Below are 19,406 nucleotides of genomic sequence, written 5' to 3'. Positions count from 1 at the left end.
CTGATCGTGCCGATCGCGATGGAAGAGAAGCTGCGCTTCGCCATCCGTGAAGGCGGCCGCACCGTCGGTGCCGGCGTCGTCGCAACGATCCTCGCCTGATCGAAGCAACAACGACGTTCGCGGAAACCGCAAACTTTGCGGTGCTGGCGTCGTCGCAACGATCCTCGCGTAAGCGCAAGGCATCGCCCCCGCCCTTCTGGCCGGGACAGAATCCGGGAAGGGCGGTGGCGACACCGCCCTTTTCCTTTATGCATGCGCGGCCCGTGCAGGGGACTGTCGCAAACGCTGCTGCCCCCGCGGCGCGCCCCGTGCTCAATGGGGCGGAACCGGCGGGACAGCCCGCACGAATCTCAAGGAGGAATTCGAGATGGCCTTCAAGCCGCCCTTCACCGGCATTCATGCCATCGCCTTCGCGCTGTTCGACGCGCAGGAGCGGCTCGACCGGGCGGCGATGAAGCGCCAGACCGAAATCTGCCTCGGGCTCGGCGTTCACGGCATGGCGGCGCTGGGTCTGGCCACCGAGGTCTCGAAGCTCAGCCTGGCCGAGCGCCGGACGGTGATCGACTGGGTGGCCGAGGACGTCGCCGGCAAGGTGCCGCTCGCCTTCACCATGTTCGGCGGTTCGGTCGCCGAGCAGGTCGAGCAGGTCAAGGCGGCCGAGGCGGCCAAGGCCGACTGGGTGATTCTGCAGCCGCCGATGGTCGGCTCCTTCGGCGCGGCCGAATATATCCGCTTCTTCGGGCGAATCGCCGAGGCGACCTCGCTGCCGGTCGCGATCCAGAACGCGCCGGCCTATATGGGCCGCGGGCTCTCCTCGGAGGATATCCGCGAGCTGGTGCGCCAGCACCCGAACATCTGCCTGATCAAGGGCGAGGGGCCGGCCACCGATATCCAGCAGCTGATCTCGGTGACCGAGGGCCGCCTGCCGGTGATGAACGGCCGCGGCGGGCTGGAGCTCGCCGACAATCTGCGGGCGGGCTGCGTCGGCCTGCTGCTGGCGCCCGATACGATCGACTACGCGCTGCGCGCCTATAACCGATTCCTCGCCGGCGATGCCGAGGGCGCCGAAGCCGCCTATCGCGAGGTGCTGCCGGCGATCGTCTTCATCATGCAGTCGATCGAGAGCCTGCTCTGCTACGGAAAACGCATTTTCGGGGCCCGCGCCGGCATCGAGATCCATGATCGCAGCCCGGCGCAGCGGCCGAGCGCCTTCGGGCTGGAGCTGGTCAAGCGCTATGCCGAGCAGCTCGGGCCCTATGCCGCCTGAGCGAGCCTGTGAACTTTCCACGGCGCCGCGTGTTTTCGACTTGAAATGCCGGCGTCGTTCGGGCTAAGCAACCCGCGACTACAGGGGTGTAGCTCAGTTGGTAGAGTACCGGTCTCCAAAACCGGGTGTCGCAGGTTCGAGCCCTGCCGCCCCTGCCAGGACTTCATCGCGATAAGCGATCGAAAAGGGCGGTTCCACTGCGGTGGAGCCGCCCTTTCTCGTTGCGGGGCTGCGGCGTCGCGCGACTGTCATGGGCGAGGGCTACCGGGACGGGCAATCCCCGGACCCGAGCCATGCATCATCTGCCGCCAGACGCCATCGCCAGCCTTTCGCTCTTCGCCCTCTCGGCCATGGGCATCCTGACCTGGCTCTGCATCGTCTAGATCACCGCGCGTCCGTTGGGACGCGGTCACGGTGATCCATCTCACTGCTATAGGCAGTCGGTCTTGCCTCTTCCCCGGCATGTAAAGGCGCGCTGCGGCAGGTGGTTTCGAGCGGGCTCCCGGCCCGGCTTTCGGGCGCTGCCGCGAAAGCGCTTGGCTAGCGCGCCATAGCGTTGTAAGAAGCGGCTCACGACGGCGCGCGGCTCCCTGAGCCCCGCGCCGCGAATCTTTCAGGACGTACCGAATCGTCGCTTGCGCGCTTGGTCGCGGCGGCGCTCCGGAACCTTAAGGTGACGGCCCGATGGCGAAGACGAACCCGTTCAGCTTCCTGCAGCAGGTGCGCAGCGAAGCCTCCAAGGTGACCTGGCCCTCGCGCCGCGAGACCCTGATCACCACCGGGATGGTGCTGGTCATGGTGCTGGTCTTCAGCCTGTTTTTCCTCTTTGCCGATACGATGATCCGCTGGGGTCTCGGCCTCATCCTCGGCGCGCGCTGAACGGAACCCACGAACGTGAACACTCGCTGGTACATCGTCCACGCCTATTCGAACTTCGAGAACAAGGTCGCCCAGTCGATCAAGGATCAGGCGGCGCAGCGCAATCTCGCCGACAAGTTCGAAGAGGTGCTGGTCCCGACCGAAAAGGTCGTCGAGGTCCGCCGCGGCCGCAAGGTCGACGCCGAGCGCAAATTCTTCCCCGGCTATGTGCTGGTGAAGTGCGAGATGACCGACGAGGTCTACCACCTCATCAAGAACACGCCGAAGGTCACCGGCTTCCTCGGGGCCGACAAGGCCAAGCCGATGCCGATCCCCGAGAACGAGGCGCTGCGCATCAAGGGGCAGGTCGCCGAGGGCATCGAGCGTCCGAAGCCGACGGTGGTCTTCGAGGTCGGCGAGCAGGTCAAGGTCGCCGACGGTCCCTTCGCCTCCTTCAACGGCGTCGTCGAGGATGTCGACCATGGTCGCGCCCGCCTCAAGGTCGCGGTCTCGATCTTCGGCCGCGCCACGCCGGTCGAGCTCGAATACGGCCAGGTCGAGAAGCTCTGACGTCGATTCGGGGCAGGCTGCCCGGACGGGCGCCTCTCGCCATCGAACATGAAGGCCCGCGCCGTATACCGGCGCGGGCCTTCGCATTTGCGGGCATTCCCGGGCGGCGAGGCGGAAAGGGCGGTCCGCCGCCGCATGCTGGCGGGGCTTCCCTTTCCCGCCGGGTTGTGCGATAGGGCGCCCCTCACATGCGTGGGAGGTCGGCCGGCCGCCAACCGGGATTCCCTGCCGTACCACGCTCTGCAACCACCCCGTTCCGGAACGAACTCGGTTTCCGGATGGGGCGTCGTCGTTCCGGTAGGCGCCGGGATGGACGGCAGGAGCAGCCATCATGGCAAAGAAGATCACGGGCTACGTGAAGCTTCAGGTTCCGGCGGGCGCGGCCAATCCGTCGCCGCCGATCGGTCCCGCGCTCGGTCAGCGCGGCCTCAACATCATGGAATTCTGCAAGGCCTTCAATGCGAAGACCGCGCAGATGGAAAAGGGCATGCCGATCCCGGTGATCATCACCGCGTATCAGGACCGCTCCTTCACCTTCGAGATGAAGCAGCCGCCCGTGTCCTACTTCCTGAAGAAGGCCGCCGGCCTGACCTCGGGTTCGAAGACCCCGGGCAAGGGTGGCGCCGCCGGCAAGGTCACCGCCGCGCAGGTTCAGGAGATCGCCGAGAAGAAGATGGCCGATCTCAACTGCAACGACGTCGATGCCGCCATGACCATGATCCGCGGCTCCGCCCGGTCCATGGGCCTGGAAGTCGTGGGCTGAGGGGGGACTGAACATGGCTCATGTTGGAAAGCGCGTCGTCAAGGCCCGTGAGGGCATCGACCGGACCAAGCTCTACCCGCTCGCCGAAGCCGTCGCGATGATCAAGGATCGCGCCAGCGCCAAGTTCGACGAGACCGTCGAGGTCGCGATGAATCTCGGTGTCGACCCGCGTCATGCCGACCAGATGGTCCGCGGCGTCTGCAACCTGCCGAACGGTTCCGGCCGGACCCTGCGCGTCGCGGTGTTCGCTCGCGGCGCCAAGGCCGAGGAGGCCAAGAAGGCCGGTGCCGACATCGTCGGCGCCGAGGACCTGGTCGAGGCCGTGCAGAAGGGCGAGATCAATTTCGACCGCTGCATCGCCACCCCGGACATGATGGGTCTGGTCGGCCGTCTCGGTAAGGTGCTCGGCCCGCGCGGCCTGATGCCGAACCCGCGCGTCGGCACGGTCACCATGGACCTGGTCAACGCCGTCGCCGCCTCGAAGGGCGGGTCGGTCGAGTTCCGCGTCGAGAAGGCCGGCATCGTGCATGCCGCCGTCGGCAAGGTCTCGTTCGACGCCGAGAAGCTCTCGGAGAACATCAAGGCGTTCGTCGATTCGGTCTCGAAGGCCAAGCCGGCCGGCGCCAAGGGCACCTATATCCAGCGCGTCGCGATCTCCTCGACCATGGGTCCGGGCGTCAAGATCGAGCCGAACACGGTGATGGGCGGCTGAAGCCGTCCTGGGGCAGGGCGCGAAGGGCCGATTTCCGCGCTTCGCATCCTGCTTTCGCGGCCGCCTCATGCGGCCGCTGCCCCACCTTGCGAAAGCTCGCAAGGATTGCCACTTGGCAGAAGCCGGGGGAGAGGCTATGAGCTTCCCCGTGTTTCCATAAGTGTCGGGGCTTCCGCGTGCTTTGCACGAGGGGGTCCGTTTCGCGTTTTTCGGTGGTTCGCCACCGAAGAATGGATGCCGGGAGCGAGGAAAGCGATTTCCTGGGGCCTGGCGTCCAGTCCTGTCTGAGACTGCAGGTGCTCCCGGTTCGTCCGAGGGCATAATTTCGCCAAGAGGCCTGCATAGACGGTGCAAGAACTCTGCCGGAGCCGAAAGGCGCCGAACGAGGTTCGAACCATCTCGCCCGATCACGGCTTCGGCCATGGCTGGGGACAGGGCACTGAGCGTCGCTCTGGCGAGGGGTCGGTGTCAACCGGCTCTCGCGAAGAGCGGCACGTGCAACTGGCGGCGGGTGTGAAAGCCTGTCGCCTACCGGAGAGAGCCCAGTGGATAGAGCGGCAAAATCTGATGCCGTCGCGACGCTGAACGATGTCTTCTCGAAGACGTCGGTCGTCGTCGTGGCCCACTATGCGGGCTTGACGGTGGCCCAGTTCCAGAAGCTTCGTCGCGAGATGAAGGCCAATGGCGCCACCGTGAAGGTCGCAAAGAACCGGCTTGCCAAGATCGCTCTTGAAGGCACCGACGTCGCGTCCATCAGCCCGCTGCTGAAGGGACCCACCCTGATCGCTTATTCCAGCGATCCGGTCGCGGCGCCGAAGGTCGCCGTCGCCTTCGCCAAGGACCACGACAAGCTCGTGATCCTGGGCGGCGCGATGGGCACGACCGCCCTGAACCCCGATGGTGTCAAGGCCCTGGCCACGATGCCCTCGCTCGATGAACTGCGTGCCAAGATCGTCGGCCTCGTCCAGGCCCCGGCGACCAAGCTCGCGCAGCTCACGAACGCGCCTGCCGGAAAGCTGGCGCGCGTGGTCAAGGCCTACGCCGACAAGAACGCTGCCTGAGCAGCCGTCAAACCCTAATCGTTCGAACCTCTTACATCAGGAAGCTGAAAAATGGCCGATCTCGCCAAGCTCGTCGACGAACTCTCGTCGCTCACCGTTCTCGAGGCCGCTGACCTCGCCAAGATGCTCGAAGAGAAGTGGGGCGTCTCCGCCGCCGCCGCCGTCGCTGTTGCGGCTGGCCCGGCCGCTGGCGCTGCTGCCGCCGCCGTCGAAGAGCAGACTGAGTTCACCGTTGTCCTGGCCTCGGCCGGCGACAAGAAGATCGAGGTGATCAAGGAAGTCCGCGCCATTACCGGCCTGGGCCTCAAGGAAGCCAAGGATCTGGTTGAAGCCGCTCCGAAGCCGGTCAAGGAAGCCGTCGCCAAGGACGAGGCCGAGAAGCTCAAGAAGCAGCTCGAGGCCGTCGGCGCCAAGGTCGAGCTCAAGTGAGCAGGGCCGGCTGATGCCGGTCCGAAACTAGTCGACAAGCACAGTCCCGGGGCGGCTCGCCGCCTCCGGGGCTGTTGCGTCGTTTCCGCGGGGCGGGGCGACGTGTGCAGGGATCATCGCGCAGCGGCGTGACGGTTCATCCAGTTGAAAGTCGGCGCCGAGGCGCCGAACGGCTCACCCGGCGGCCCGACCGCCAGAACCCGGACCGCCAGGTGAGCCGTCCGAGATTGCGAGGAACACCATGGTCAATTCTCTCCAGGGCCGCAGGCGCGTCCGGAAGTTCTTCGGCAAGCTCAAGGAAGTGGCGGAGATGCCGAACCTCATCGAGGTTCAGAAGGCGTCCTATGACCAGTTCCTGATGATCGACGAGCCGAAGGGCGGCCGCAGCGACGAAGGCCTGCAGTCGGTCTTCAAGTCGGTGTTCCCGATCGGCGACTTCTCGGGCGCCTCGCTGCTCGAATTCGTGAAGTACACCTTCGAGCCGCCGAAATACGACGTCGACGAGTGCCGCCAGCGCGGCATGACCTTCTCGGCGCCGCTCAAGGTGACCCTGCGCCTGATCGTGTTCGATATCGACCCGGACACCCAGGCCAAATCGGTCAAGGACATCAAGGAGCAGGACGTCTACATGGGCGAGATGCCGCTCATGACCGACAACGGCACCTTCATCGTCAACGGCACCGAGCGCGTCATCGTCTCGCAGATGCACCGTTCGCCGGGCGTGTTCTTCGATCACGACAAGGGCAAGACCCATTCCTCGGGCAAGCTGCTCTTCGCCGCCCGCATCATCCCCTATCGCGGCTCCTGGCTCGACATCGAGTTCGACGCCAAGGACATCGTCTACGCGCGCATCGACCGCAAGCGTAAGATCCCGGTGACCTCGCTGCTGTTCGCGCTCGGCATGGACGGCGAGGAGATCCTCAACCGCTTCTACAACCACATCTCCTACACCCGCGACGGCGATGGCTGGCGCGTGCCCTACGACGCCGAGCGCATGAAGGGCTTCAAGGCGAGCGTCGACCTGATCGACGCCGACACCGGCGAGGTCGTGGTCGAGGCCGGCAAGAAGCTCGTCGCGCGTACCGCGCGCCAGCTCGCCGAGAAGGGCCTGAAGTTCCTGCGCGCCAGCGATGACGATCTCTACGGCCAGTATATCGCCGAGGACCTCGTCAACCCGCAGACCGGCGAGGTCTTCGCCGAGGCCGGCGACGAGATCGACGAGAAGAGCCTCAAGGCCCTGCTCGATGCGGGCTTCGAGGAGCTGCCGGTGCTCGACATCGACCACATCACGGTCGGCCCCTACATCCGCAACACCCTCAAGGTCGACAAGAACTCGCGTCGTGAAGAGGCGCTGTTCGACATCTACCGGGTGATGCGTCCGGGCGAGCCGCCGACGCTCGAGACCGCCGAGAACATGTTCCAGTCGCTGTTCTTCGACGCCGAGCGCTACGATCTCTCGGCCGTCGGCCGCGTCAAGATGAACATGCGCCTCGACCTCGACGCCGAGGACACCGTGCGCATCCTGCGCAAGGAAGACATCTTCGCCGTGGTCAAGGCGCTGGTCGACCTGCGTGACGGCAAGGGCGAGATCGACGACATCGACCATCTCGGCAACCGGCGCGTGCGCTCGGTCGGCGAGCTCATGGAGAACCAGTATCGCCTGGGCCTGCTGCGCATGGAGCGCGCCATCAAGGAGCGCATGTCCTCGGTCGACATCGACACGGTGATGCCGCAGGACCTGATCAACGCGAAGCCCGCGGCCGCCGCGGTGCGCGAGTTCTTCGGCTCCTCGCAGCTCTCGCAGTTCATGGACCAGACGAACCCGCTCTCGGAAGTCACTCACAAGCGTCGTCTTTCGGCGCTTGGACCGGGTGGTCTGACCCGCGAGCGCGCCGGCTTCGAGGTGCGCGACGTGCACACCACGCATTACGGCCGCATCTGCCCGATCGAGACGCCGGAAGGCCCGAATATCGGCCTGATCAACTCGCTCGCGACCTTCGCCCGCGTCAATAAGTACGGCTTCATCGAGAGCCCGTACCGCCGCATCCGCGACGGCAAGCAGACCGACGAGATTATCTATCTCTCGGCGATGGAGGAGGCGAAGTACAACGTCGCCCAGGCGAATGCCTCGGTCGATGCTGAAGGCCGCCTGACCGATGACCTGATCGTCTGCCGCCGCGCCGGCGAAGTCATCGTCACGCCGGTCGACAAGGTCGACTTCATGGACGTTTCGCCGAAGCAGGTCGTCTCCGTCGCCGCCGCGCTGATCCCGTTCCTCGAGAACGACGACGCGAACCGCGCGCTGATGGGCTCGAACATGCAGCGCCAGGCGGTGCCGCTGGTCCGCGCCGACGCGCCCTTCGTCGGCACCGGCATGGAGGCCGCGGTCGCCCGCGACTCCGGCGCCGCCATCGCGGCCCGCCGCGCCGGTATCGTCGATCAGGTCGACGCGACCCGTATCGTCATCCGCGCTTCGGACGAGATGGACCCGACCAAGCCGGGCGTCGACATCTATCGTCTGCAGAAGTTCCAGCGCTCGAACCAGTCGACCTGCATCACGCAGCGCCCGCTGGTCCGCGTCGGCGACATCGTCAAGAAGGGCGACATCGTCGCGGACGGCCCGTCGACCGAGTTCGGCGAGCTCGCTCTCGGCCGCAACGTGCTCGTCGCGTTCATGCCGTGGAACGGCTACAACTTCGAGGACTCGATCCTGCTCTCGGAGAAGATCGTCTCGGAAGACATCTTCACCTCGATCCATATCGAGGAATTCGAGGTCATGGCCCGCGACACCAAGCTCGGCCCTGAGGAAATCACGCGCGACATTCCGAACGTCTCGGAAGAGGCGCTGAAGAACCTCGACGAAGCCGGCATCGTCTATATCGGTGCGGAAGTCGCCGCGGGCGACATTCTGGTCGGCAAGATCACGCCGAAGGGCGAGAGCCCGATGACGCCGGAAGAGAAGCTGCTGCGCGCCATCTTCGGCGAGAAGGCTTCCGATGTCCGCGACACCTCGCTGCGCGTCCCGCCGGGCGTGCAGGGTACGATCGTCGAAGTGCGCGTCTTCAACCGCCATGGCGTCGACAAGGACGAGCGCGCCCAGGCGATCGAGCGCGAGGAGATCGAGCGTCTCGCCAAGGACCGCGACGACGAGCAGGCGATCCTCGACCGCAACACCTTCGCGCGTCTGGCCGAGATCCTGACCGGCAAGACCGGCCTCGCCGGTCCGAAGGGCTTCAAGAAGGACACGGTCATCACCCGCGAGGCGATGAGCGAGTTCCCGCGTTCGCAGTGGTGGCTGTTCGCCACGGCGGACGACGCCCTGATGACCGAAATCGAGGCGATGCGGAAGCAGTACGACGAGTCGAAGAAGCGCCTCGAGCAGCGCTTCCTCGACAAGGTCGAGAAGCTGCAGCGCGGCGACGAGCTGCCTCCGGGCGTGATGAAGATGGTCAAGGTCTTCGTCGCGGTGAAGCGCAAGATCCAGCCGGGCGACAAGATGGCCGGCCGTCACGGCAACAAGGGCGTGGTCTCGCGCATCGTGCCGGCGGAGGACATGCCGTTCCTCGAGGACGGTACCCATGCCGACATCGTGCTGAACCCGCTCGGCGTGCCCTCGCGCATGAACGTCGGACAGATCCTGGAGACCCATCTGGGCTGGGCCGCCGCAGGCCTCGGCAAGCAGATCGGCAAGGCGCTCGACGCCTATCGCAAGGCGCATGATTCCAAGGCGCTGCGGGCCTCGTTCGAAGCGGTCTACGAGGACAACGAGATCGTTGCCTCGATGAACGACGACGAACTGGTCGAGATGGGCCAGAACCTGCGTCGCGGCGTGCCGATGGCGACGCCGGTGTTCAACGGCGCCAAGGAGGCCGATATCGAGCGGCTCCTGGAGCAGGCCGGGCTGCACAGCTCTGGGCAGTCCACGCTGTATGATGGCAGGACCGGCGAGCCTTTCGACCGCAAGGTGACGATGGGCTACATCTACATGCTGAAGCTGCACCACCTGGTCGACGACAAGATCCATGCGCGCTCGATCGGCCCGTACTCGCTCGTCACCCAGCAGCCGCTCGGCGGCAAGGCGCAGTTCGGCGGCCAGCGCTTCGGCGAGATGGAGGTCTGGGCCCTCGAAGCCTATGGCGCCGCCTACACGCTGCAGGAAATGCTGACCGTGAAGTCGGACGACGTCGCGGGCCGCACCAAGGTCTACGAGTCGATCGTGCGTGGCGAAGACAATTTCGAGGCCGGCATCCCGGAGAGCTTCAACGTGCTCGTCAAGGAAATGCGTTCGCTCGGTCTCAATGTCGAGCTGATCAGCAACAAGCCGAGGCCGGGCGAGCTGCCCCCGGCCGAGGCGGCCGAGTAAGCCGCCGCGCCCCGAGGGGCACGGCAGCGTTCGTTACTCATGCCGGCGGCACTCACGCCGCCGGCCGATGGATCAAAGGCCGGGCAGGGCGGTTTCCCTTGAAACCCCACCGGCCATAGGAGACAGGCTATGAAGCAAGAGGTCATGAACCTTTTCGGCCAGCAGCCGGTGCAGCAGGCGTTCGATGCGATCAAGATCTCGATCGCCAGCCCGGAAAAGATCGCGTCCTGGTCGTTCGGCGAGATCAAGAAGCCCGAGACCATCAACTACCGGACCTTCAAGCCGGAGCGCGACGGGCTGTTCTGCGCCCGCATCTTCGGGCCGATCAAGGACTATGAGTGCCTGTGCGGCAAGTACAAGCGCATGAAGTTCAAGGGCGTGATCTGCGAGAAGTGCGGCGTCGAGGTGACGCTGGCACGCGTCCGGCGCGAGCGCATGGGCCATATCGAGCTCGCGGCGCCGGTCGCCCATATCTGGTTCCTGAAGTCGCTGCCCTCGCGCATCGGCCTGCTGATGGACATGCCGCTCAAGGACCTCGAGCGCATCCTCTATTTCGAGTCGTATGTGGTGCTGGAGCCGGGCCTGACCCCGCTCAAGGACCGCCAGCTGCTCTCCGAGGAGGAGTATGTCCGCTGCCAGGAGGAGTATGGCGCGGATACCTTCACGGCGATGATCGGCGCGGAAGCGATCCGCGAGATGCTGCGCGCGCTCGATCTCGACCAGATCAACGCCGATCTGAAGCATGAGATCGCGACGACGACGTCCGAGCTCAAGCCGAAGAAGCTGATGAAGCGCCTCAAGATCATCGAGGCCTTCCAGGAGTCCGGCAACAAGCCGGAATGGATGGTGATGACCATGATCCCGGTCATCCCGCCGGATCTGCGTCCGCTGGTGCCGCTCGATGGCGGCCGTTTCGCGACCTCCGACCTGAACGACCTCTATCGCCGCGTCATCAACCGCAACAACCGCCTGAAGCGGCTGATCGAGCTGCGCGCGCCGGACATCATCATCCGCAACGAGAAGCGGATGCTGCAGGAATCGGTCGACGCCCTGTTCGACAACGGCCGTCGCGGCCGCGTCATCACCGGCGCCAACAAGCGCCCGCTGAAGTCGCTCGCCGACATGCTGAAGGGCAAGCAGGGGCGGTTCCGCCAGAACCTGCTCGGCAAGCGCGTCGACTATTCCGGCCGTTCGGTCATCGTGGTCGGCCCGGAGATGAAGCTGCACCAGTGCGGCCTGCCGAAGAAGATGGCGCTCGAGCTGTTCAAGCCGTTCATCTATGCGCGCCTCGACGCCAAGGGCTACTCGACCACGGTCAAGCAGGCCAAGAAGCTCGTCGAGAAGGAGAAGCCCGAGGTCTGGGATATCCTGGACGAGGTCATCCGCGAGCATCCGGTGCTGCTGAACCGCGCGCCGACGCTGCACCGCTTGGGCATCCAGGCCTTCGAGCCGGTCCTGATCGAGGGCAAGGCGATCCAGCTGCACCCGCTGGTCTGCGCCGCGTTCAACGCCGACTTCGACGGCGACCAGATGGCCGTGCACGTCCCGCTGTCGCTCGAGGCGCAGCTGGAAGCGCGCGTGCTGATGATGTCGACCAACAACATCCTGCACCCGGCGAACGGCCTGCCGATCATCGTGCCGTCGCAGGACATCGTGCTCGGCCTCTACTACCTGTCGATCATCTCCGATGGTGAGCCGGGCCAGGGCAAGATCTTCGGCGATTTCGGCGAACTCGAGCACGCGCTGCACGAGAAGGTCGTGACGCTGCACTCGAAGATCAAATATCGCTGGACCGGCGTCGGCCAGGACGGCAACCCCTATACAAAGATCTACGAGACCACGCCTGGCCGCGTGATCCTTTCGACCGCGCTGCCGGAGCATCCGGCCGTGTCCTTCGACGTCGTCAACAAGCTGATGACCAAGAAGGAGATTTCCAACATGATCGACGCCGTCTATCGCGGCTGCGGTCAGAAGGAGTCGGTGATCTTCTGCGATCGCGTCATGGGCCTCGGCTTCAAGCACGCCTTCAAGGCCGGTATCTCGTTCGGCAAGGACGACATGGTCATCCCCGAGAACAAGTGGGAGATCGTCGATACCACCCGCGTGCTCGCCAAGGATTACGAGCAGCAGTATCAGGACGGCCTGATCACGCAGGGCGAGAAGTACAACAAGGTCGTCGACGCCTGGGCGAAGTGCTCCGACAAGCTCGCCCAGGAGATGATGGCCCGCATCTCGACCGTGAAGAAGGACGAGAACGGCCGCGACAAGCCGATCAACTCGATCTACATGATGAGCCATTCGGGTGCCCGTGGCTCGCCGGCCCAGATGCGCCAGCTCGCCGCCATGCGCGGCCTGATGGCCAAGCCGTCGGGCGAGATCATCGAGAGCCCGATCATCTCGAACTTCAAGGAAGGCCTCGACGTTCTCGAGTACTTCAACTCGACCCACGGCGCCCGCAAGGGCCTCGCCGACACCGCGCTGAAGACGGCGAACTCGGGTTACCTGACCCGCCGCCTCGTCGACGTGGCGCAGGACGCGATCATCTCCGAGACGGATTGCGGCTCGGATAACGGCATCAAGATGCGCGCCATCATCGATGCCGGCCAGGTCGTGGCGTCGCTCGGCATCCGCATCCTCGGCCGCTCGGCGGCGGAGGACGTCACGGATATCGACGGCAACATCCTCGTGGCCAAGGGCACGATGATCGAGGAAAGCCATATCGAGAAGATCAACGCCGCCGGTGTCCAGGAGGTGAAGATCCGCTCGGTGCTGACCTGCGAGACCAAGAACGGCGTCTGCGCGACCTGCTATGGCCGCGACCTCGCTCGCGGCACGCCCGTCAACATGGGCGAGGCCGTCGGCGTCATCGCGGCGCAGTCGATCGGCGAACCGGGCACGCAGCTCACCATGCGTACCTTCCACATCGGTGGCGCCGCGACGATCGCGGACCAGTCCTTCGTCGAGTCCAACTTCGAAGGCGTCGTGAAGATGCGCAACCGCAACGTTGCGCGGAACTCCGACGGCGACCTGATCGCCATGGCGCGCAACATCGCCATCGTGATCGTCGGTCCGGACGGGGCGGAGCGCGCGGTGCACCGCGTCCAGTTCGGCTCGAAGCTGCGGGTCGACGAGGGCGACAAGGTCAAGCGCGGCCAGCGCCTGATCGAGTGGGACCCCTATTCCCGTCCGATCCTGGCGGAAGTGGACGGCAATGTCGGCTACGAGGATCTCGTGGACGGCATGTCGATCACCGAGACGACCGACGAGGCGACCGGCATCTCCAAGCGCGTCGTCATCGACTGGCGCGGCTCGGCCCGTACGTCGGACCTCAAGCCGGCGCTCACCGTGCATGGGCCGGATGGCAAGATCGCCAGGCTGGCGCGTGGCGGCGACGCCCGCTACATCCTGCCCGTCGACGGCATCATCTCGGTGGAGCCGGGGGGCTCGGTCAAGGCGGGCGACGTGCTCGCCCGTGTCTCGACCGACTCGGCCAAGACCCGCGACATCACCGGCGGTCTGCCGCGGGTGGCGGAGCTGTTCGAGGCACGTCGTCCCAAGGATGCGGCGATCATCGCCGAGAAGGCCGGCGTCATCGGCTTCGGCAAGGACTACAAGAACAAGCGGCGCGTCACGCTGACGCCGCATGACGGCTCGGACGGGCTCGAGTACCTGATCCCGAAGGGCAAGCACATCCATCTCCAGGACGGCGACGTCGTCGAGATGGGCGACTACATCCTCGACGGCAACCCGGCCCCGCACGACATCCTTGCGATCAAGGGCGTCGAGGAGCTGGCGGCTTATCTGGTGAACGAAATCCAGGAGGTCTATCGCCTCCAGGGCGTCGGCATCAACGACAAGCACATCGAGGTGATCGTCCGGCAGATGCTGCAGAAGGTCGAGATCACGGATGGCGGCGACACCGACATCCTGACCGGCGACCAGATCGACCGCATCGAGCTGGAAGAGGTCAACGCCAAGATGCGCGAAGAGGGCAAGAAGCCGGCCTCCGGCGTTCCGGTCCTGCTCGGCATCACCAAGGCCTCGCTGCAGACGCGCTCCTTCATCTCGGCGGCGTCCTTCCAGGAGACCACCCGCGTCCTCACCGAGGCGGCGGTCAACGGCAAACAGGACACGCTCGAGGGCCTGAAGGAGAACGTCATCGTCGGCTCGCTGATCCCGGCCGGTACGGGCGCGCAGGTCGCCCGCATCAAGCAGGTGGCGACGCGCCGCGACGATCTCATCGTCGGACAGAAGGCGGATGCGGCGGCCAAGGCCGCGGCCGCGGTGCTGCCGGCCGCCGAGTAAGCTCGGCCCAAGGCTTCGACTTATGTGGAACGGCCGCCTTCGGGCGGCCGTTCTGCTTTGGCTTGACGCTCGGGGGACCGATCTGCCTAGATTCCAGCAGCGAAACGCGCCGGGGGGCGAGCGATGTGCTGCTGGTGGGGCTGGGGCAATGGACGAGCGTTTCCTGGAAAGCCTCTATGAGGCGGCAATCGTTCCCGAGCTCTGGCCCGGGGTTCTGAAACGCTTCCAGAGCCAGACGCGGGGGGCCGGAGCGGTCCTGGTCACGGTCGCGGCCGGCCGGGCGCGCTGGATTTCCTCCTCGCCTGAATTCGACGAGGTCGTGGCGACGCATTTCGAGCGCTTCCCCGATAATGCGCGCACGGCCCGGCTGCTCGGGCGCAATCATGCCGGCTTCCTGCGCGATGTCGACATTTTCAGCAGTGACGAGATGGCGCTGGAGCCGGTCTATGCGGATTTCCTGCTGCCGCGCGGCCTCGGCATCGGCGTCGCGACCTCGATCGTCTCGCCGAGCGGCGAGGCCTTCATCCTGCACGCCGAACGCGAATGGAAGGAAGGCCCCGTCGATGCGGCGCAGATCCGCCGGCTCGACGGGCTGCGCCCGCATCTGGCGCGGGCCATGGTGCTCTCGGCGCGGCTGGATTTCGAACGGGCTCGGAGCGCGACGCAAGCGCTCGAGACGATGGGGTTGCCGGCGGCGGTACTGGATCGCAGCGGGCGGCCCGTCGCGATGAACCCGCTGCTCGCGGCGATGCTGCCGGAGGTGGCCCAGGACCGCATCGCCCGTCTGACCTTGACCAACGCACCGGCGGACGCACTCTTCGCCGCTGCGCTCGCGGCGATCGGCGCGGCGCCGGCGGATGCGGCGGTGCGTTCGATCCCGATCGCGCAGCAGGGCGATCGTCCGCCGCTGATCCTGCATCTCTCGCCGATCCGCGGCGCGGCCCATGACATCTTCACGCGTGCCGCGACGATCCTGGTGGTGACGCCGGTCGTGCTCGGGGAGCTGCCCAGCGCCAGCGTCGTCCAGGGCCTGTTCGACCTGACTCCGTCGGAGGCGAAGCTCGCGGCCTTGATCGCCGCCGGCATCCGGCCGCGCGACGCGGCCGCGACGCTCGGCGTCACCGAGTCGACGGCACGCACGACATTGAAGCGCGTCATGGCCAAGACCGGCCTCCATCGCCAGGCCGAGCTCGTCGGTCTGCTGCGTGGCGCGCGGCTTGGGCCGGCGGGCGGGCAGGCCGACTGAAGAGGCAGCGGTCACGAGGAACCGGGCCTGCCGGGCAAGCGCACTCGTCGCCGGACCCGCAAGGCAGGAGGCATGGCCCAAGACCGCGCCGGCCAAAACACGGGAGAGCGGCCCGAGAATGAAGGCGGGCCTTGCTGGCCCCGATGTTCCTGCGCTAGGGTTCCTCGGCAGGCTCCCCTCGCGAAGGGGGTGCGGGATACTCCGGCGCGCCCGATGGCGCCGTAGAGGCAGGTCCGCCATGCACGGGCCGGAGACTTCGTAAATCCGGGGTTGACGCGAATCTCCGGCTGAGTCATAAGCGCGCCACTGTCGACGGTTGTCGGACACGTTTGTCGCTCATCCCTAGTATGAGCGAATTTCGCGACCGAAACTCCGTCGGAATTCCAGCGTCGATAGACGACATGGCAGGACGCATGAATGCGGGTCACCCGTGTTCCTCTGCATGGCGAGCGCGCCTGAGGCCTCTTTAAAGGGCGCCGATGGCGCGGCTTCGTTTGTGTCATGGCTTCGCCGGTGCCGGAAGGACCATGAGATTTTTCAAAGCGCTCAGGGGAGCGAGAGGCCTTAAATGCCGACAATCAGCCAGCTGATCCGCAAGCCGCGTTCGCCCGTCAAGGCGCGCAACTCCGCTCCGGCACTTGAGAATTGCCCGCAGAAGCGGGGCGTTTGCACGCGCGTCTATACGACGACGCCGAAGAAGCCGAACTCGGCGCTCCGCAAGGTCGCCAAGGTGCGCCTGACCAATGGCTTCGAGGTCATCGGTTACATTCCTGGCGAGGGTCACAACCTCCAGGAGCACTCCGTCGTCATGATCCGCGGCGGCCGCGTCAAGGACCTTCCCGGCGTGCGCTACCACATCCTGCGCGGCGTGCTCGATACGCAGGGCGTCAAGAACCGTAAGCAGCGTCGTTCGAAGTACGGCGCCAAGCGTCCGAAGTGATTTGTGCCGAACCGGCGGGGCAGGGGCCCGGCCGGTTCGCAGTTTAGAGATTTGACCGGAGACTAGACGATGTCCCGCCGCCATAGCGCCGAAAAACGCGAGATCATCCCGGACGCCAAGTATGGCGACGTGATCCTGACGAAGTTCATGAACTCCGTCATGTACGAAGGTAAGAAGTCGACGGCCGAAGGCATCGTCTACGGCGCCTTCGACATCATCGAGGGCAAGATGAAGAGCGACCCTCTCGCCGTCTTCAAGAGCGCTCTCGAGAACGTCGCTCCGGCGATCGAGGTCCGCTCCCGCCGCGTCGGCGGTGCGACCTACCAGGTCCCCGTCGAGGTTCGCTCGGAGCGTCGTCAGGCGCTGGCGATCCGCTGGCTCATCGCCGCGGCCCGTGCGCGCAACGACCGTACGATGGTCGAGCGTCTCTCGGCCGAGCTGATGGATGCCGCCAACAACCGCGGCAACGCCGTGAAGAAGCGCGAAGACACGCACCGGATGGCGGAAGCCAACCGCGCCTTCTCGCACTATCGCTGGTAATCCGTCCGCGACACCCCGGAAAAACAGAGCACTTCCATGGCCCGTTCCCACCCCATCGAGAGCTATCGCAACTTCGGCATCATGGCCCACATTGATGCGGGCAAGACGACGACGACCGAGCGCATCCTGTTTTATACGGGCAAGAACCATAAGCTCGGCGAGACGCATGACGGCTCGGCGACCATGGACTGGATGACCCAGGAGCAGGAGCGCGGCATCACGATCACGTCCGCCGCGACGACCTGCTTCTGGCGCGACAACCGCCTGAACATCATCGACACCCCCGGCCACGTCGACTTCACCATCGAAGTCGAGCGTTCGCTGCGCGTGCTCGACGGTGCCGTCTGCGTGCTCGACGGCAACCAGGGTGTCGAGCCCCAGACCGAGACCGTCTGGCGCCAGGCCGACAAGTACGACGTTCCGCGCGTCGTCTTCGTCAACAAGATGGACAAGATCGGCGCCGATTTCTTCCGCTGCGTCCAGGACATCATCGACCGCGTCGCCGGCAAGCCGGTCTGCCTGCAGATCCCGATCGGGGCCGAGTCGGACTTCCAGGGCGTCGTCGACCTGATCAAGATGAAGGCGATCGTCTGGGACGGCGAGGCTCTCGGCGCGTCCTATAACGAGCGCGACATTCCGGCCGATCTCGCCGACAAGGCCGCCGAATACCGCAACAAGCTGATCGAAGCCGCCGTCGAGATGGACGATGCGGCGATGGAAGCCTATCTCGAGGGCAACGAGCCGGACGCCGACACGCTGCGCAGGCTGATCCGCACCGCGGTTCAGCGCCGCGCGTTCCACCCGGTGCTTTGCGGCTCGGCCTTCAAGAACAAGGGCGTGCAGCCGCTGCTCGACGCCGTCGTCGACTTCCTGCCGTCGCCGGTCGATCGCGGCGAGATCAAGGCCATCGACTTCAAGACCGAGGAAGAGACCGTTCGTCGTCCGACGGACGAGGATCCCTTCTCCATGCTCGCCTTCAAGATCATGGACGACCCCTTCGTCGGCACCATCACCTTCTGCCGCGTCTATTCGGGCAAGGTCGAGGCTGGCGCGAGCGTCATCAACTCGACGCGCGACAAGAAGGAACGTGTCGGCCGCATGCTGCTGATGCATGCGAACAACCGTGAGGACATCAAGGAGGCTTTCGCCGGCGACATCGTCGCCCTGGCCGGCCTCAAGGACGTCCGCACCGGCGACACGCTGTGCGATCCCGTCAAGGCGGTGATCCTGGAGCGCATGGAGTTCCCCGAGCCGGTCATCACGATCGCGATCGAGCCGAAGTCCAAGGCCGACCAGGAGAAGCTGGGCCTGGCCCTGTCGAAGCTCGCCAACGAGGATCCGTCCTTCCGCGTCTCGACCGACCAGGAGAGCGGCCAGACCATCCTCAAGGGCATGGGCGAGCTGCATCTCGACATCAAGGTCGACATCCTGCGCCGTACCTACAAGGTCGACGCCAATATCGGCGCGCCGCAGGTGGCCTATCGCGAGACCATCACCAAGAAGGTCGACGTCGACTACACCCACAAGAAGCAGACCGGCGGCACCGGCCAGTTCGCCCGTGTCAAGTTCACGGTCGAGCCGAACGAGACCGGCAAGGGCTTCGAGTTCGAGTCGAAGATCGTCGGCGGAACGGTTCCCAAGGAGTACATCCCGGGCGTCGAGAAGGGCCTCAACTCGGTCATCGGCTCCGGCGTGCTCGCCGGCTTCCCGGTGGTCGACGTTAAGGTCACCCTGACCGACGGCGCCTTCCACGAGGTCGACTCGTCGGCTCTGGCCTTCGAAATCGCCTCGCGTGCCGGTCTGCGCGAAGCGCTGCAGAAGGCTGGCGCGGTGCTGCTCGAGCCGATCATGAAGGTCGAGGTCGTGACCCCGGAGGACTATACCGGTTCGGTCATCGGCGACCTGAATTCGCGTCGCGGGCAGATCCAGGGCCAGGACATGCGTGGCAACGCCGTCGTGATCAACGCGATGGTGCCGCTCGCCAACATGTTCGGCTATGTCAACCAGCTGCGTTCGTTCAGCCAGGGGCGTGCCAACTACACCATGCAGTTCGACCACTATGAGCAGGTTCCTTCGGCGGTGGCCGCCGAGGTCCAGGCCAAGTACGCCTGAGCTGACAAAGACTTAAACCGAACACTTGAACAAGATTTGACGGACGGAGGCTGACATGGCCAAAGAGAAGTTCTCCCGCACGAAGCCGCACTGCAACATCGGCACGATTGGTCACGTTGACCATGGCAAGACGTCTTTGACGGCAGCGATCACGAAGGTTCTGGCGGAGGCTGGCGGCGCTTCGTTCACGGCTTATGACCAGATCGACAAGGCTCCTGAGGAGAAGGCGCGCGGGATCAC

At 65.4% G+C, this 19,406-nt stretch carries 15 protein-coding genes and 1 tRNA gene; all 16 read left to right on the top strand.

The window, feature by feature from the left end; all coding sequences use genetic code 11:
* Positions 1-99, top strand: a 99-nt coding sequence (locus tag ACWGRX_RS26195; RefSeq protein ID WP_452119939.1) for an EF-Tu C-terminal domain-related protein, incomplete at its 5' end; no start/stop codon positions are given.
* A 268-nt stretch (positions 100-367) separates the two neighbouring features.
* Positions 368-1,267 (top strand): dihydrodipicolinate synthase family protein, encoded by a 900-nt coding sequence (locus ACWGRX_RS26190; RefSeq protein WP_452119938.1) that lies wholly within the window; start codon positions 368-370, stop codon positions 1,265-1,267.
* 82 nt (positions 1,268-1,349) lie between these two features.
* Positions 1,350-1,425: transfer RNA gene (locus ACWGRX_RS26185), tRNA-Trp, on the top strand.
* 526 nt (positions 1,426-1,951) lie between these two features.
* On the top strand, positions 1,952-2,146 hold the full coding sequence (gene secE / locus ACWGRX_RS26180; RefSeq protein WP_066480198.1) for a preprotein translocase subunit SecE: 195 nt from the start codon (positions 1,952-1,954) through the stop codon (positions 2,144-2,146).
* Positions 2,147-2,161: 15 nt separating this feature from the next.
* Entirely contained in the window at positions 2,162-2,695 is a 534-nt protein-coding gene (gene nusG / locus ACWGRX_RS26175; RefSeq protein ID WP_291633118.1) for a transcription termination/antitermination protein NusG, read from the top strand.
* 331 nt (positions 2,696-3,026) lie between these two features.
* Positions 3,027-3,458 carry a 50S ribosomal protein L11 gene (rplK, locus tag ACWGRX_RS26170; protein WP_291644375.1) on the top strand — a complete coding sequence of 144 codons (432 nt, stop codon included), beginning with the start codon at positions 3,027-3,029 and terminating at the stop codon, positions 3,456-3,458.
* Positions 3,459-3,471: 13 nt separating this feature from the next.
* The gene (rplA, locus tag ACWGRX_RS26165) at positions 3,472-4,170 is read left to right on the top strand and encodes a 50S ribosomal protein L1 (RefSeq protein ID WP_291642180.1); all 699 of its coding nucleotides are present in this window, start codon (positions 3,472-3,474) and stop codon (positions 4,168-4,170) included.
* A 545-nt stretch (positions 4,171-4,715) separates the two neighbouring features.
* The gene (gene rplJ, locus ACWGRX_RS26160) at positions 4,716-5,231 is read left to right on the top strand and encodes a 50S ribosomal protein L10 (protein ID WP_291642182.1); all 516 of its coding nucleotides are present in this window, start codon (positions 4,716-4,718) and stop codon (positions 5,229-5,231) included.
* Positions 5,232-5,282: 51 nt separating this feature from the next.
* The gene (gene rplL / locus ACWGRX_RS26155) at positions 5,283-5,660 is read left to right on the top strand and encodes a 50S ribosomal protein L7/L12 (protein ID WP_291642183.1); all 378 of its coding nucleotides are present in this window, start codon (positions 5,283-5,285) and stop codon (positions 5,658-5,660) included.
* Between the two features lie 241 nt (positions 5,661-5,901).
* Complete coding sequence (gene rpoB, locus ACWGRX_RS26150) at positions 5,902-10,023, top strand: DNA-directed RNA polymerase subunit beta (RefSeq protein WP_452119937.1); 4,122 nt, start codon at positions 5,902-5,904, stop codon at positions 10,021-10,023.
* A gap of 129 nt (positions 10,024-10,152) precedes the next feature.
* Complete coding sequence (gene rpoC / locus ACWGRX_RS26145) at positions 10,153-14,328, top strand: DNA-directed RNA polymerase subunit beta' (RefSeq protein WP_452119936.1); 4,176 nt, start codon at positions 10,153-10,155, stop codon at positions 14,326-14,328.
* Between the two features lie 148 nt (positions 14,329-14,476).
* Positions 14,477-15,574, top strand: a complete 1,098-nt coding sequence (locus ACWGRX_RS26140; protein WP_452119935.1) for a helix-turn-helix transcriptional regulator — start codon at positions 14,477-14,479, stop codon at positions 15,572-15,574.
* 568 nt (positions 15,575-16,142) lie between these two features.
* Positions 16,143-16,514 carry a 30S ribosomal protein S12 gene (gene rpsL, locus ACWGRX_RS26135; RefSeq protein WP_066480217.1) on the top strand — a complete coding sequence of 124 codons (372 nt, stop codon included), beginning with the start codon at positions 16,143-16,145 and terminating at the stop codon, positions 16,512-16,514.
* A 69-nt stretch (positions 16,515-16,583) separates the two neighbouring features.
* Entirely contained in the window at positions 16,584-17,054 is a 471-nt protein-coding gene (rpsG, locus tag ACWGRX_RS26130) for a 30S ribosomal protein S7 (RefSeq protein WP_291642193.1), read from the top strand.
* Between the two features lie 36 nt (positions 17,055-17,090).
* Positions 17,091-19,166, top strand: coding sequence for an elongation factor G (fusA, locus tag ACWGRX_RS26125; RefSeq protein ID WP_291642195.1), 2,076 nt, complete (start codon positions 17,091-17,093; stop codon positions 19,164-19,166).
* Positions 19,167-19,221: 55 nt separating this feature from the next.
* The coding region (locus tag ACWGRX_RS26120) for a GTP-binding protein (RefSeq protein WP_452118830.1) at positions 19,222-19,406 on the top strand (185 nt) is incomplete at its 3' end.

The sequence above is a fragment of the Allobosea sp. NPDC055594 genome (assembly GCF_053618995.1).
Note: the sequence above shows the minus strand (reverse complement) of the source record. Positions and strands in the feature narration are given on the sequence as shown.